We start from the raw sequence: 15,917 nt of genomic DNA on the forward strand, positions 1-15,917 counted from the left end.
ACTATCACTTCCTTAACTTCGGATCGAGCGCGTCTCTAAGCCCGTCTCCTACTGTATTAAATGCAAAGATTGTTAAACAGATAAAGGCCGCAGGGAAGAATAATCTCCATGGCGCGTTTGCGAGCGCTGGATACCCATCGTTAGCCATTGTACCCCAACTTGCAAGTGGAGCAGGGACACCAAGTCCAAGGTAACTTAAGAATGCTTCTGTAAAGATTGCACTTGGAATTGTAAGTGTCATTGTTACTAGAATCGCACCGAGTGCGTTTGGAATTAAGTGTTTCATAATTAAGTGTCCAGTAGACGCACCGAGTGTACGTGCTGCTAAGACATATTCTTGGTTCTTTAATTTTAAGATTTCAGAGCGTGTAATACGTGCCATATTTACCCAGCCTGTAATTGAGATCGCAATGATCATTGGTAATAGTCCTGGTTGCATTACTACAAGTAAGATAATTACTACAAGTAGGTAAGGAACAGCTGTTAACACGTCTGCAATACGCATCATGACTTCATCGACACGACCACCACGCATACCAGCAATTGCACCCCATGCAACACCAATAATGAGGTCAATGACTGCAGCAGCAAATCCAATAAAGATTGAGATTCGTGCACCGACCCAAACGCGTACAAATATGTCACGACCTAGGTCATCAGTACCAAAGAAGTACTTCGATGATGGTGCAGCATTATAGTCGCCGTTTTGCTGCCTATACGTGAATTCTGAAAACATTGGTACAAAAATCGCACCAAGTATAATAATTGAGAGTAATACAAGTCCAACGAGTGCAAGTTTATTTTGCATAAACCTTCTGAGCACTTCTTCCCAGAATGAAATGGATTTTTTACTCAGTTGCTCAGCTTCTTTGTCTCGCTCACCAACCACTTCAAAATCTTCCGGATTTAACTTAATGTGCTCTTTATCAATCATTTGATTTGCCTCCTCTCAGCTGAATACGTGGGTCAATAAAGCTGTAAAGAATATCGACGATTAGAACAGCGAGCAGCAGGATCACTGCATAGAATACTGTCGTACCCATGATTACTGTATAGTCACGGTTTGTGATACTCGTTACAAAGTGTTTACCAAGTCCTGGAATCGAGAAGATTTTCTCGATAACGAAACTTCCTGTAACGACCCCAGCTGTTAACGGTGCAAGGTAAGTGACTACTGGTAAAAGTGCGTTTCTTAGTGCATGTTTAAACACAATTACTGGTTTAGAAATACCTTTTGCTTTTGCCATTTTAACATATTCGCTATTTGTTTCTTCAAGCATACTTGAACGTGTCAGCTTCGCAATAAACGCCATTGGCGTAGATGCGAGTGCGACTGCTGGCAGTATACTATAGGCGAACCCCTTCCATCCTGCTATTGGAAACAGATTAAGCTGAAGTGCTAAATAATACTGTAAGATTGTGGCCATTACGAAGCTTGGGATGGATATCCCCAAGACGGCCAATATGGTCATGAGATAATCTGGCCACTTATTATGGAATAGGGCAGCAATTGTCCCGATTAAAACACCGAATGCAACAGCGATAAACATTGCTTCTAACCCAAGTGTCATAGACACAGGGAAACTTTCCGCAATCATATCGTTTGTTTCACGATATTTATATTTCATAGATGTACCAAAGTCACCCTTAGCACTGTTAATTAAATAGTCTTTATACTGTACATACCATGGATTATCTAATCCGTATTGTGCATTTAGACTCTCTTGAATTGCTGGTGGCAACGCACGTTCAGATGCGAACGGATTACCTGGAGCTAAGCGCATCAGGAAGAATGTTGCTGTGATAATTAACCACATGGCAATTAAAATATATACTAAGCGTTTCGCTATGTAACTAATCACAGTGAAACCCTCCTTAAAAATAAATTAAAGGTGAGTGATTACACTCACCTTTTAGGTTTTACTCTTCAACGTCAACGTATTTTAACTGTACGTTACCCATTGGGTCTGCTTCCATGTTCTTAACGCTATCTTGTTTAACTGATAGGTTAGTGTAGAAGTAAATTGGAGAGATTGGGAATTCACTCATTAAGATTTCCTCAGCGTCTTTCATGTACTGAGTACGAGCCGCTTCATCAGTTTCAGTTGCGACTTGGTTTAATAAGTTAGTGTATTCCTCATTCGTCCAACCCGTTTGGTTGTTTCCGCCATCACGTTTGTAAATTTCTAAGAAGTTAATAGGGTCATTAAAGTCACCAACCCAACCATAACGTCCTGCTTGGTATTCACCTGCGTCTAATTGCTCAAGGTAGACTTGCCACTCTGAGTTATCTAAAGAAACATCGATACCAAGGTTTTTAGACCAACCTTGTTGCACGAACTGCATGATTGCCGCGTGAGCTTCACTTGTGTTATAAGATAATTTAATTTTTAAATCTGCAGGGCTGTCTAATCCGAGTTCAGTTAATCCTTTTTCTAATGCAGCTTTTGCAGCTTCGATATCATTAGATTTAAAGTAATCCGCTGGCTCTTCAAATCCAGTCATTGTAAGTGGTACTAAACCAGAACCTGGTTTTTGTTCCCCTTTAGTTACGTTATCGATTAAACCTTGACGATCAATCGCGATTGTTAATGCTTCACGGATATTTTTGTTACCAAGAATTTCATCTTTAGTATTGAATACGATCATGTAAGTACCTGCTTGGTCAGATACGTTTAGTGTACCGTCTTCTTTAAATCCGTCTAACGCGTTTAAGTCAATTGAGTTAAATGGAGCACCGAGGTAATCAAGGTTACCTGCTTGGTATTCCTTAAGTGCTGTAGCTTCACTTTCGATCATTGAGATGTTTACTTTGTCTAAAGCAACGTTGTCTTTATCCCAATAGTTATCGTTTTTAGATAAAGTGATGTGATCCGCACTTGCGAATTCGTCTAGATTGAATGGACCGTTACCAACGAAATCTTCGCCGCTTGGATCTTTGTACCAATCTGGATTTTCTTCAGCAAGTTTAGAGTTCACTGGGAAGTAAGTGTAGAACGCTGTTAACTCGTCAAAGAACGGCGTAGGGTTCACTAGAGTAACTTCAAGCGTTTTTTCGTCGATTACTTTCACACCAACGTCATCCGCTGAACCTTCCCCATTGTTGTATTCTTCAGCACCAACTATGTAATATAGTTGATACGCATAGTCCGCAGCATTTTCAGGGTCTAAAGCCCATTTCCATGCAAATTCGAAGTCCTGTGCAATTACAGGGTCTCCGTTAGACCATTTTGCGTCTCGTAATGTATATGTGTAAGTTTTACCATCTTCGCTTACTTCAACTTTTTCTGCCATACCTTCAGTAGGTTCCCCTTTGGCATCTAAACGAGTAAGACCTTCAAATGCTGATGCTAAGATTGCACCTGAAGTTGTATCAGTAGCAAGTGCTGGATGGAACGCTGGTGGATCTGATGTAATAGAAACATTCAGTTCCTTCATTGCCTCACCATCTTCAGTTGTGTCAGAATCTCCGCCACCACCGAAGTTACAAGCAGCAAGTACGATACCCGAAACAAGTAAGAGTAATAATGTACCTAACTTCTTCATTGTTATTTCCCCCTTAGTAAGGATATTTTTGATTATAAACCGTTTTCATACGGTTATAAATAAATTATAGGCTTATTAAATAATGTATGTCAATACGGTTGGATAGAAGATACATCGCCTTTACTTAACTAAAAACAAAATAACTTACTAAAATCATTATGATATGGGTGAGGTGGGGGATTGGAAGTTGGTGGTGAAATTGGCACGGATGACAAGATGCGATTGGAGGTGGATGGCTAGAAAGGTCGTTGTGGTAAATTGGGTTTTTATCAGAATAGTGCAAGAAGGTAGGAAAGCTTCTTGTCTTAAAGTCTGTTTTTATCGAATGAGCGGGAAAAGATAGGAGAAAGTAATCTATTTAGCTATTTAATATGTGGGTAAAGAAATGTTGTCTGTTAAAACTGATTAAAATGTAGCTTTCTAAAAAGTAGATTCCGAAGATGAAAAAAATTCTCTCCATAAGTCCAATTTTTTACGAAATAGAGGCAGAAGTTTTCTTCCAATTAATATTTACGTCTATATAAAAGATAAAGACATAGTATCTTTGCGTTAATTCGGAAATTTGATAAGATAGCACAAAGATAGTTTCTGAATCGTTGCGGTAAATAGATAAAAACAAAAAATAGCGCAGAGTTCGTTCGTGAATCGTTGCGCTAATCGGAGTTTAGTTGAGGGTAGCGCGAAGATACTCACTGCATCGTTGCGCTAATCGGAGTTTAGTTGCGATTAGCACGAAGATACTCCCTGCATCATTGCGCTAATCGGAGTTTAGTTGAGGGTAGCGCGAAGATACTCACTGCATCGTTGCGCTAATCGGAGTTTAGTTGAGGGTAGCGCGAAGATACTCCCTGCATCATTGCGCTAATCGGAGTTTAGTTGAGGGTAGCGCGAAGATACTCACTGCATCGTTGCGCTAATCGGAGTTTAGTTGAGATTAGTGCGAAGATACTCCCTGCATCATTGCGCTAATCGGAGTTTAGTTGAGGGTAGCGCGAAGATACTCACTGCATCGTTGCGCTAATCGGAGTTTAGTTGAGATTAGCGCGAAGATACTCCCTGCATCATTGCGCTAATCGGAGTTTAGTTGAGGGTAGCGCGAAGATACTCCCTGCATCGTTGCGCTAATCGGAGTTTGGTTGCGATTAGCAAGAAGATACTCCCTGCATCGTTGCGCTAATCGGAGTTTTGTTGAGGGTAGCGCGAAGATACTCCCTGCATCGTTGCGCTAATCGGAGTTTAGTTGAGATTAGCACGAAGATACTCACTAGATCATCGCGCTAAACGAATTTTCTGAACGAGTAGCACAACAATGTATTGAAAAAGTTGCATTTAGCTAAAGATAAACAAAAAAACTCTAACGATATTTCGCTAGAGTTTGAAGCGGTCCCGACGGGAATCGAACCCGCGATCTCCTGCGTGACAGGCAGGCATGTTAACCGCTACACCACGGGACCAAAATTTATAAAATTTGTATAAATAAAAAAAGTGACCCCTACGGGATTCGAACCCGTGTTACCGCCGTGAAAGGGCGGTGTCTTAACCGCTTGACCAAGGGGCCTTACTATTGAACACAAGACTTATAGTACCACGTAATAAATATTAATGCAACACTTTTTAGTAATTATTAAAAAAATAATTGCACTTGAAGGATTTTCAAGTGCAATTTCTTTATCTTATCCCCAAAGATCTGCTAAAAGGTTTGTTTGATCTCTATCTGGACCTACTGAGAAGATTGAAATTTTCACGTTACATAAACGTTCAATTTCTTTCAAGTAGTTTAGTGCGTTTTCTGGTAAGTCTTCTAACTTACGCACGCCTGTGATGTCCTCATCCCAACCTGGTAGTTCTTTGTAGATTGGTTTTGCTTTTGAGAGGTCTTCTAAAGTTGCTGGGTATTCTGTAATTTCTTTACCATCGATTTCGTAGGCAGTACAGATTTTAACTGTATCTAATCCTGATAATACGTCGATTGAGTTTAATGATAGGTCCGTGATTCCACTTACTCTGCGTGAGTGGCGTACGACTACTGAGTCGAACCAGCCGACACGACGTGGACGTCCTGTTGTTGTACCGTACTCACGACCAACTTCACGAATGTGATGTCCGTCTTCATCGAATAACTCTGTTGGGAACGGGCCGTCTCCAACGCGTGACGTGTATGCTTTACATACACCAATGATGTGCTTGATATGTGTTGGGCCAACACCACAACCTACTGTCACGTTACCAGCGATTGGGTTAGATGACGTTACAAATGGATATGTACCATGGTCGATATCTAACATAACACCTTGTGCACCCTCAAATAATACACGCTCATCGTTTTGGAATGCATCATCTAAAATTTTAGACGTATCTGTCACATATGGTCTTAAGCGCTCTGCTGCTTTTTTGTATTCACTGTGAATTTCTTCAAATGAGAATCCTTCGTGACCATACATATTTTTTAAGTAGTTGTTTTTGAGTTCTAAGTTATCTTTTAAACGTTTTGAAAAGACTTCATCATCAACAAGGTCAGCCATACGGATACCAATACGCTGTACTTTGTCTACGTAACATGGACCGATACCACGTTTTGTTGTACCAATCTTATTGTCTCCACGTGCTTCTTCTTCTAGCTCATCTTGTGTGATGTGATATGGAAGAACGACGTTTGCGCGGTTTGAAATTCTTAAGTTATCTGTTTTGATTCCACGTGCTTCTAATCCATCTAATTCTTTAATTAGTGATAGTGGATCAATCACAACTCCGTTACCAATTAAAGCGATCTTATCGCTCGCAAAAATTCCAGATGGAACTAAGTGTAATTTATAAGTTTCTCCACCAAATTGAATCGTATGACCTGCGTTGTTACCGCCAGAAAATCGTGCAATAACGTTTGCTTCATCCGCTAGGAAGTCTGTAATCTTCCCTTTACCTTCGTCTCCCCATTGTGTTCCCACAACAACTGTTCCAGACATAGCATTGCCTCCATTAAATCTTTTTTAAACCTTATCTAATCTACCACAAATTTACTGAATTATCAATTAAAAAAAGCGTCAACCATCATTGAAGACAGTGACGCCATGCTTAATTCGGCGGGATATATCCATCGCCATATTCTCTAAAATCAATATCCATAAATTTACTATGTGCTTTGTTAAACATGAGTGACACCGTACCTGTCGGTCCATTACGATGCTTAGCTAAAATGATTTCAATCTCATCTTGCACACTCTGCGTGCCGCCATCATTTTCATCTCCATCACCGCGGTTATAATAATCATCGCGGTAAAGGAATGCAATGATATCTGCGTCCTGCTCAATCGAACCAGACTCACGCAAGTCACTCATCATCGGACGCTTGTCCTGACGTTGTTCGACACCCCTAGAGAGCTGTGACAGTGCGATAACAGGGGCCTGCAACTCACGCGCCAATGCTTTTAACATACGAGAAATCTCAGACACTTCTTGCTGTCTGTTCTCACTGCGCTTCCCACCCGAACCTTGAATCAGCTGCAGGTAGTCAATGATTACAAGATCAAGACCATGTTGCGCCTGGAGCTTCAGACACTTCGAACGAATGTCGTTCACACGAATCCCTGGTGAGTCATCAATAAAAATCCTTGTGCCCGCGAGACGATTCGTCACCATTGCTAAGTTATCCCACTCGTCATTCGATAAACTTCTGTTTCTTAAACTTGATGAATCGATGTGACCAACTGAAGCAATCATACGAGTTGCCAGTTGTTCTGCACCCATCTCAAGTGAGAAAATTGCCACAGAATACTCACCATCACGCGCCATACCAACGTTTTCTGCAATATTTAATGCGAATGCTGTTTTACCCATGGATGGTCGCGCCGCAACAATAATCAGGTCATTGCGTTGCAAGCCACTCGTCATGCGGTCAAGTTCACGGTATCCCGTCGGAATACCGGTAATTCCCGAGTTATCCTTCTTTGAATACTCATCGAGCTCCTCGAAGATGTTGACAACCACGTCACGCATCGACTTAAATCCTTCACGTCCACGGCCTTCGCCGATATTCATCATCGACGTTTCCGCTACTGATAAAAGATCGTCCACATCGACATCTGTGGAATACCCGCTCTCAACAAGCTCACTCGCTTTTTGAATGACCGTACGCTTCAGAGACATCGCATATACAATCTCAGCGTACTGTTCCCAGTTATAACTCGAAGGCGTAATCTGAGTTAGCGTTTGTAAGTACGTTACGCCACCCACATCGTTCATCGCATTCATACGAATCAGCTCTTGACCAAGCAAGATCCCCGTTATCTCTTTATTGTTATCACTAAGCGTGATCATCGCTTGGTAAATTAACTGGTGTTCACGACGATAAAAATCATCGATATCCAAGACGTTTCTCACATCTAAAATGATGACAGGATCTAGTAGAACTGCACCTAAAAGGGCTTGTTCTGCCTCAACGTTGTGAGGCATCTGTTTCCCTACATCAAAGTTTTCCATTTTGAGACACCCTTACTGTTCTACTACATGAACTTTTAGTTGCGCCGTTACCTCTGGATGTAATTTAATGCTTACTTTATGATACCCTAGCGTTCTAAATGGCTCTGGCATATCCAGCTTTCTACGGTCTAGTTTCACGTTCTTTTGTTCTTTATATGCTTCAATGACTTGTTTAGAGCTTACTGAACCAAATAGACGACCATCCTCACCAGACTTCATTTTGATTTCAACTTCAGAACCGTCCAGTTCTTTCTTTAAGTCTTGTGCCTCTTGTAGTTCAGCCGCAGCCTCTTCTCTTGCTTCTTCTTTTTGTGCTTCAAGCTTCGCTAAGTTCTTGGTATTCGCTTCTTCAGCTAGTCCTTTTTTAAACAAGAAGTTATGTGCATAACCTGATGCAACTTCTTTCACTTCACCTTGTTTACCGATATTTTTAACGTCTTTTAATAAAATTACTTTCATTCATTTTCACTCCTAGAATCTCTTACTTTTTCTATTTCGGTCACTAATTCATCATACAATTCATCTATTGTCAGATCCGTACGTCTTGTCGCAGCGTTCGTTAAATGTCCGCCTCCACCAAGTGCTTCCATGACGAGCTGAACGTTTACTTCACCGAGCGAGCGAGCCGAAATACCAATCGATTCGTCCTCACGTGTTGCGACAACAAATGATGCACGCACACCTTCCATTTGAAGCAGAGTATCAGCCGCTTGCGCCACCGTCACAGGGTGATAAGTCATCGTAGGGTCTGCTTTTACTATCGCAATACCATGCTTATCAATATTCGCAGATTTAATTAAATCACTACGTGCGATAAAGGTATCGATATCATCTTTTAGGAACGTCTGTGCGAGTACTGGATCCGCACCATTTGAACGCAGGTAACTTGCCGCGTCAAACGTACGACTACCCGTACGAAGCGTATAGTTTCTCGTATCTACGATAATACCCGTAAGCATTATTGTAGCTTCAATACGCGACATTTTATTTTGTTTGTACTGATATTCTAATAACTCCGCAACTAGTTCACATGCACTTGATGCATATGGTTCCATATACACAAGTAGCGGGTTAGAAATCATTTCATCAGCACGTCTATGGTGGTCAATCACGACCTTACGTGTCGCTTTGTTTAGTATGTCTTCATCTAGCACCATAGAAGGGCGGTGCGTATCGACAACTACGACTGTCGTATTCGGCGTCATGATATCCCACGCGTCTTCACTACTAATAAAGAGATTGTATAGACTTTCGTGATCACGCACTTCTTTCATGAGGCGTGATAATGTGTCGTCTAAATCCGATTCATTTAGGATAATTTTAGCATCGATATCATTTGAGCTTGCGATTTTCGCAACCCCAATAGATGCACCGATTGAGTCAACATCCGGATTCTCATGTCCCATAATAATTACGTTGTCGCCCTCTAAGAGAATGTCTCTCAGTGCGTGTGCCATGACACGTGCTTTTACGCGCGTACGTTTCTCCATGGGATCTGTCTTACCACCATAAAAACGTGCTGAACCGTTTACCGCTTTAATTGCGACTTGGTCACCACCACGTCCGAGTGATAGGTCTAATGCTGACTGTGCGAGATGACCAACTTCTATGTAATCATCTGATCCTTCACCAATACCAATAGATAGGGTGATTTGAGCACCAATTTCTTGAGTATTATCACGCACAGTATCGAGTAATCCAAATTTTGTTTTCTCAACAGATTTAAGACTTTCTGAGTTCATAACAATCATAAATCTATCGTTAGAAAAACGACGGATATAAATGTGATGTTCCGTTGCCCATTCGTTAATAGATGTTGTGATCATGTTGTTTAATTCACTTTTCAGTGCTTCTGTCATGTTTTGCGTCACATCGTCATAGTTATCTAAGAAAAGAATTCCAATTACTGGACGTGCATTTTCAATTTTATTCTCAAGTTCTTTTAATCTTGTGATGTCAACAAAATGAAGTGCCTTGATATCTTCTTCATGATAGACGCGGTAATGTCTGTCATTATACATAGCTTCTGTTGAAGTTAAGTTATTCGAACGAAGTGTTGTAAGTAAATTTGGGAACGTCACGTTGATTGGCTCTTTATAAAGATCCACTGGCACAACGCGTTCCATGTATTCGTTCATCCACATAATTTCATCATCATCATTTAGAATAATTAACCCAAAAGGTAACTCGTCAACAGTGTACTGTTTACCTGTCGCAATATCTTTAGCAAGTGACTGAAGATTGTTTTCGCTTAGAGAGAGCCAACGATTCGCATAAATATAAACAAGTATTAGAATAATTGTACTTACAAAAAAGCTCAGTATCCCAAAACTAAAGTTATTCACTATTATAAACGTACACAAAATGACGATATGAAGTAACATAATTGCAAATGGTATTAATATTAGCTTCTTATCTAGCACTTTAAACATCTCGATCACTTCCTTCCGTTAGTTAGTTCCATTCTTAAACGAAGTCTTAAAATGAGTTCCATAAATCCAACAAAGATTGTGATTGGTCTAAGTAGAATTGCTAGGATTACAAATAGCACAACCACTGCTGTGTGCATCTTTTTCTTCTTAACAAAGTAATACGTAAAGGCCAAACCATGAACGAATAACGCCCACTCTAATATTAGCATTACGTTTGAAATGACATTATACACTGAACCTTCCGGTGTAATGAATAGCGAGACTAATAGACCAATGAAGTATAGATGTGCAACAAAACGTGGGACAACCCAATACATGAATGGTCGATTCTGCCATACTTTACCCGTTGGGTTCAGTACTCGGACCATTAATACTGTATAAAGTGACATAAAAAATCCAAAAATTAATATTTGTGCAGGTAAAGTCACAAAAAATTGGGTAATCGATGCGCTAATTACCTTCATATCGACAACTTGTTCACCAAGAATTTTTTTAACTTCGTTTAATTGACTGCCGTACCAATCGATTACTTTACTAGCAATCGTGTCAAATGATGGTACTATTTCAACTGCTTGTAGCATGATGATAAAGCTTAGCGTCATGAGCCCAATCATAAAGCCCACATAAACAATCGCATTCTCTTCTGTGTATCCACCACGAATCGTGCGGTCTAAGAATAAGGAAACAAAGAATGCAACCATAAGTAACATGAAACTAAAGACCGAGAAGAACACGCTCGCAATCACTATTAATATGAGTGCTGTGATCCATAGTCTTATCATGGATTCTGATTTGATCTTCATCAGAAAATATATTAAAAAGGGAAATCCAATGAGCCCTAATATAATTGTATAATCAAGTAGTAAAAAGCATACAAATCCGACGAGTACTGCTAATAATACTTGGATGTCGGTATTTAACTTCAATTAAAGCACTCCTCAAACTATAAAAATATGCTCCTAAGAATTAGGAGCATTCAGTACTATTATTATACCTTTTCAATGAGTTCTTGACCACCCATATACGGTCTTAAGACTTCTGGAATTGTTACAGTGCCGTCTTCATTTTGGTAATTCTCTAAGAGAGCTGCCATCGTACGACCGACTGCTAAACCACTCCCGTTTAATGTGTGCACGTATTCGGCTTTTGAATCTTTATCTCTCTTGAAGCGGATGTTCGCACGACGCGCCTGGAAGTCTGTCATGTTTGAAATTGAGCTAATTTCACGGTAACCATCATATGCTGGTAAGAAAACTTCCACGTCATATGTCTTAGAAGAACCAAACCCGATGTCTCCAGTACATAGAATCACTGTACGGTGTGGAATCTCAAGTAAGTTTAGAATGTTTTCCGCGTGCTCAGTCATTTCTTCTAGAGCTGCAAATGAATCTTCTGGGCGCTCAAAACGTACCATTTCTACTTTGTTGAACTGGTGTAGGCGGATTAACCCACGTGTGTCACGACCAGCTGAACCCGCTTCACTTCTGAAGCATGCTGTTTGTGCTGTGAAACGTGTCGGCACTTTTTCTGCTGGCATAATTTCGCCTGCATAGTAGTTCGTGAGTGTGACTTCTGAAGTTGGGATTGTGTACATATCCATATCTTGAATCTTGAATAAGTCTTCCTCGAACTTCGGTAACTGACCTGTACCGTACATTGCTGAGCCGCGTACGATTTGTGGTGTCATCATTTCACGATAGCCGTTTTTCGCGTGCACATCTAACATGAAGTTCATTAATGCACGTTCTAGTCTTGCTCCGTCTCCTGTAAGATAAACAAAACGTGTACCTGAAACTTTAGACGCACGTTCGAAATCGGCAAGCTTTAAGTCTTCTAAGATTTCCCAGTGGGGCTTTGGCTCGAAAGTGAACTCTTTCTTTTCACCTTTACGGCGAATCTCCACGTTCTCAGAGTCATCTGCACCAACCGGTACTTCTTCGTGAATTAGATTCGGAATGCGCGCCATCTTGTCGTTGAAGTCCGCGTTTAATTCTTTTAATTTTGCATCGATATCAGCGATTTCCTTACCAACTTCTTGCATCTCTTTAATTTCAGCATCTGCATCTTCTTTGTTGCGTTTCTTCAGTGCGATTCGTTCAGATACTTTGTTTCTGTTTGCTTTTAACTCTTCAGTTTTCTGAATTAGTGTGCGTCGTGCTTCATCTAGTTCTAGAATTTCATCGATTACAACAGGATCCATGCCACGTTTTTCTGTACGCTCTTTGACAAAATCAGTGTTTGTTCTAATTTGTTTAATGTCTAACATTTTTGTTACCTCCAATAGTTTGACTACTTGTTTGATGAAATAAAAAAAACCACGCCCCCTAAAAGGGACGTGGTTGTACGTGTTGCCACCCTAATTACATCACAAATGTGATGCATCTCATTTTCATAACGGAAAGACCGCCTACCTGGGTTTTTATCAAGATAGAAATTCACAATCTCTACTGACTATTTCCAGCACCATAGTCTCTCTTTGAAGTAGGGGGATTGTTACTGCATCTCACAAGTAGTATATATTTGATTACACCTAATATACTACAAGTATTTAAAAATTTAAAGTAAAGTGTGACTTGTTTAGTTTAAAAGACCAGGACGTGCATAGACGAGTTTACCATTTGCAATCACTTTTTCAGCGTGGTTCACACCGTAGTGATAGAGGATATACTCGTGGTTTGGTGCATCCCATAATACAACGTTCGCGTCATCTCCAACTTCCATTGTGCCACGGTCACTGTCAATCGCTTTCGCAGCATTGACCGTCACTGCGTTCCAAATTTCATTTGGCGTCATCTTAAGTTTTAAGGCAGCGATTGTCATGATGAGCTGTAAATTGTCTGTAACGTTAGACCCTGGGTTGTAATCCGTTGCTAGAGCAACTGCTCCACCGTATTCAATCATACCACGTGCATCCGCAAATTCATTTTTACCAAGATAAAAAGTTGTTCCTGGTAAGAGCACAGCGACAGTGTTGCTTTCTTTAAGCGCTTTTTTATCTGCTTCAGCAGCAGCAACGAGATGGTCTGCACTAATTGCATCTTGCTCAATCGCTAATCCTAAACCACCGAGTGGATCGATTTCGTCTGCATGGATTTTTACTCTGAATCCACGTTTACGTGCTTCTTTCATGTATCTGCGTGACTCTTCAAGAGAGAAGACTCCTGTTTCAGTGAAGATATCAGCAAAATCTGCTAGGTCTTTCACATCGTCTAATAGTTCAATCATTTCATCTAAAAATTCTTCTGATCCACGTCCCTTTGGAATCGCGTGTGGTCCTAGGAACGTATGCTTCATTTGAACTGGATAGTTTTCTTCTAGTTTATGTGCAACTTCTAATTGCTTGATTTCCGTGTCTTTATCTAACCCATAACCACTCTTCGTCTCGATTGTAAGCACTCCGTGCTGAATCATGCGAATGATGTTTTTCTCTGCTTTCTTATAGAGTTCGTCGAACGATGCTTCTTGTGTGCTTTTCACAGAACTTAAGATTCCGCCACCTTGCTCAAGGATTGTCAGATAGTCGACACCTTGAACTTTCAGCGCCATCTCGTGCTCGCGTGAACCACCGTGCACTGTATGCGTGTGTGCTTCGACGAGAGCAGGGGAAACGACTTTGCCTTCAGCATCGATTGTTTCTTGTGCTTCGTATCCGTCCGTTTCTTTGCCACGGTAGACAATTTTGCCGTCTTTGATGACAACCATTCCACCTTCTATGATTTCGAGCTCGTTCATTTCACTTCCTTTTAATGGACGATCCATTTTCTTAGGTAGTAATAGTTGGCCGATATTTTTTATGATTAAATCATTCATGAATTAGTCCTCCATCATTGGTATGTTAATGTTGTTCTTTTTCGCTGTATCGATTGCAATATCATATCCAGCATCGACGTGACGTACGACACCCATGCCTGGGTCAGTTGTAAGTACGCGTTCTAATCGTCGTGCAGCACGGTCTGTTCCATCTGCTACAACAACCATTCCTGCGTGTAATGAATATCCCATTCCAACGCCTCCGCCGTGATGCACTGAAATCCATGAGCCACCTGCAGCTGTGTTTACGAGTGCATTTAGAATCGCCCAGTCTCCAACCGCATCTGAACCGTCTTTCATTGACTCTGTTTCACGGTTAGGAGAAGCAACGGAACCTGAGTCTAAGTGGTCACGCCCAATAACGATTGGTGCTGATATTTCTCCCGTTCTCACCATCTCGTTTAATGCGAGACCCATCTTCGCACGTTCACCGTATCCAAGCCATGCGATACGCGCAGGAAGTCCTTGGAATGCGATTTTTTCTTCTGCCATGTCTAACCAGCGAATTAATTTTTCGTTGTCTGGGAAAAGTTCGCGCATTTTTTATCTGCTGCAGCGATGTCTTTTGGATCACCAGAAAGTGCCGCAAATCTGAATGGCCCTTTACCTTCACAGAAAAGAGGGCGAATGTATGCGGGTACGAATCCTTTGAAATCAAACGCATTCTTAAGTCCGTTGTCAAACGCGACTTGACGAATATTGTTCCCGTAGTCGAATACGATTGCGCCTTTGTCTTTAAACTTCAGCATCGCATCGACATGCTTAGTCATGGATGCCGTAGATAGTTTGACATACGCATCTGGATCTTCCTTGCGCAGTTTTGCTGCTGGCTCTAGACCGTATCCTTCAGGAATATATCCATTCAGTGGGTCGTGCGCTGACGTTTGGTCTGTGACGATATCGATTTTGAATCCTCGACGTAAGATTTCGTGATGGACTTCAGCCGCGTTACCGAGTAATCCAATCGACAGTGCCTCGCCTTTATCTTTTGCTTCCTGTGCTTTTTCTAGAGCTTCGTCTAAATCTGTGCACTTAATGTCACAATAACGCGTTTCCAGACGTTTATCAATTCTTGTCTCATCGATTTCAACACATAGCGCAACTCCGCCATTCATTGTGACCGCAAGAGGTTGCGCGCCACCCATACCTCCGAGTCCTGCTGTTAACGTGATTGTCCCTTTTAATGAACCGTCGTAGTTTTGTTCTGCGAGTTCTGCGAACGTCTCGTATGTTCCTTGCACAATCCCTTGTGAACCGATGTAAATCCATGAACCTGCGGTCATTTGACCGTACATCATGAGGCCTTTTTTATCGAGCTCGTGGAAATGATCCCATGTTGCCCACTTAGGTACAAGTACTGAGTTAGATAAAAGTACGCGAGGCGCTTCTTCGTGAGTCTTGAATACAGCAACCGGCTTACCTGATTGGATGAGCATGGTTTCATCGTCTTCCAATTCGCGGAGTGTTCTCTCGATTGCTTCGAACGCTGGCCAGTTACGTGCTGCTTTACCGATACCGCCGTAAACAACGAGTTCTTCAGGGTGCTCTGCAACCTCTGGGTCTAAATTGTTGTACAGCATGCGGAGTGCCGCTTCTTGTTCCCAACCCTTACATTCTAATTCTAATCCTTTTTTAGCTATAATTTTTCTTGTCATT

At 41.2% G+C, this 15,917-nt stretch carries 10 protein-coding genes, 2 tRNA genes, 1 pseudogene and 1 other annotated feature; all 13 genes and pseudogenes read right to left on the minus strand.

Annotation, left to right across the window (positions count from 1 at the left end; all coding sequences use genetic code 11):
- Positions 1–4: 4 nt before the first annotated feature.
- The 13 genes and pseudogenes from IEU51_RS05870 to hutU all read right to left on the minus strand — a co-directional run bounded on the left by IEU51_RS05870 (position 5) and on the right by hutU (position 15,916).
- Entirely contained in the window at positions 5–934 is a 930-nt protein-coding gene (locus IEU51_RS05870; RefSeq protein WP_186086139.1) for an ABC transporter permease, read from the minus strand.
- A complete protein-coding gene (locus IEU51_RS05875) occupies positions 927–1,862 on the minus strand; it encodes an ABC transporter permease (RefSeq protein ID WP_186086136.1) in 936 nt (311 codons plus the stop codon). The genes IEU51_RS05870 and IEU51_RS05875 overlap by 8 nt, the downstream gene beginning before the upstream one ends.
- A gap of 58 nt (positions 1,863–1,920) precedes the next feature.
- Positions 1,921–3,546, minus strand: coding sequence for a peptide ABC transporter substrate-binding protein (locus tag IEU51_RS05880; RefSeq protein WP_186086133.1), 1,626 nt, complete (start codon positions 3,544–3,546; stop codon positions 1,921–1,923).
- A 1,381-nt stretch (positions 3,547–4,927) separates the two neighbouring features.
- A tRNA-Asp gene (locus IEU51_RS05885) sits at positions 4,928–5,000 on the minus strand.
- A 32-nt stretch (positions 5,001–5,032) separates the two neighbouring features.
- Positions 5,033–5,104, minus strand: a tRNA-Glu gene (locus IEU51_RS05890).
- A gap of 115 nt (positions 5,105–5,219) precedes the next feature.
- Positions 5,220–6,506: an adenylosuccinate synthase gene (locus IEU51_RS05895; protein ID WP_186086130.1), complete on the minus strand. Its 1,287-nt coding sequence runs from the start codon at positions 6,504–6,506 to the stop codon at positions 5,220–5,222.
- Positions 6,507–6,615: 109 nt separating this feature from the next.
- Positions 6,616–8,019 (minus strand): replicative DNA helicase, encoded by a 1,404-nt coding sequence (gene dnaB / locus IEU51_RS05900; protein WP_186086127.1) that lies wholly within the window; start codon positions 8,017–8,019, stop codon positions 6,616–6,618.
- Between the two features lie 12 nt (positions 8,020–8,031).
- Positions 8,032–8,478 carry a 50S ribosomal protein L9 gene (rplI, locus tag IEU51_RS05905; RefSeq protein ID WP_186086124.1) on the minus strand — a complete coding sequence of 149 codons (447 nt, stop codon included), beginning with the start codon at positions 8,476–8,478 and terminating at the stop codon, positions 8,032–8,034.
- A complete protein-coding gene (locus tag IEU51_RS05910) occupies positions 8,475–10,451 on the minus strand; it encodes a DHH family phosphoesterase (RefSeq protein WP_186086122.1) in 1,977 nt (658 codons plus the stop codon). Before IEU51_RS05910 ends, rplI begins: the two co-directional genes overlap by 4 nt.
- A 5-nt stretch (positions 10,452–10,456) precedes the next feature.
- Positions 10,457–11,377 (minus strand): DUF2232 domain-containing protein, encoded by a 921-nt coding sequence (locus IEU51_RS05915; protein WP_186086119.1) that lies wholly within the window; start codon positions 11,375–11,377, stop codon positions 10,457–10,459.
- Between the two features lie 62 nt (positions 11,378–11,439).
- Entirely contained in the window at positions 11,440–12,717 is a 1,278-nt protein-coding gene (gene serS / locus IEU51_RS05920) for a serine--tRNA ligase (RefSeq protein ID WP_186086116.1), read from the minus strand.
- A 60-nt stretch (positions 12,718–12,777) separates the two neighbouring features.
- Positions 12,778–12,969, minus strand: a binding site (T-box leader).
- Between the two features lie 59 nt (positions 12,970–13,028).
- Positions 13,029–14,261: an imidazolonepropionase gene (gene hutI, locus IEU51_RS05925; RefSeq protein ID WP_186086113.1), complete on the minus strand. Its 1,233-nt coding sequence runs from the start codon at positions 14,259–14,261 to the stop codon at positions 13,029–13,031.
- Between the two features lie 3 nt (positions 14,262–14,264).
- Positions 14,265–15,916: pseudogene (gene hutU, locus IEU51_RS05930) on the minus strand (urocanate hydratase).
- Position 15,917: the final 1 nt, after the last annotated feature.

Origin of the sequence: Phocicoccus schoeneichii (genome assembly GCF_014635565.1) — a bacterium.
GTDB lineage: Bacteria > Bacillota > Bacilli > Staphylococcales > Salinicoccaceae > Phocicoccus > Phocicoccus schoeneichii.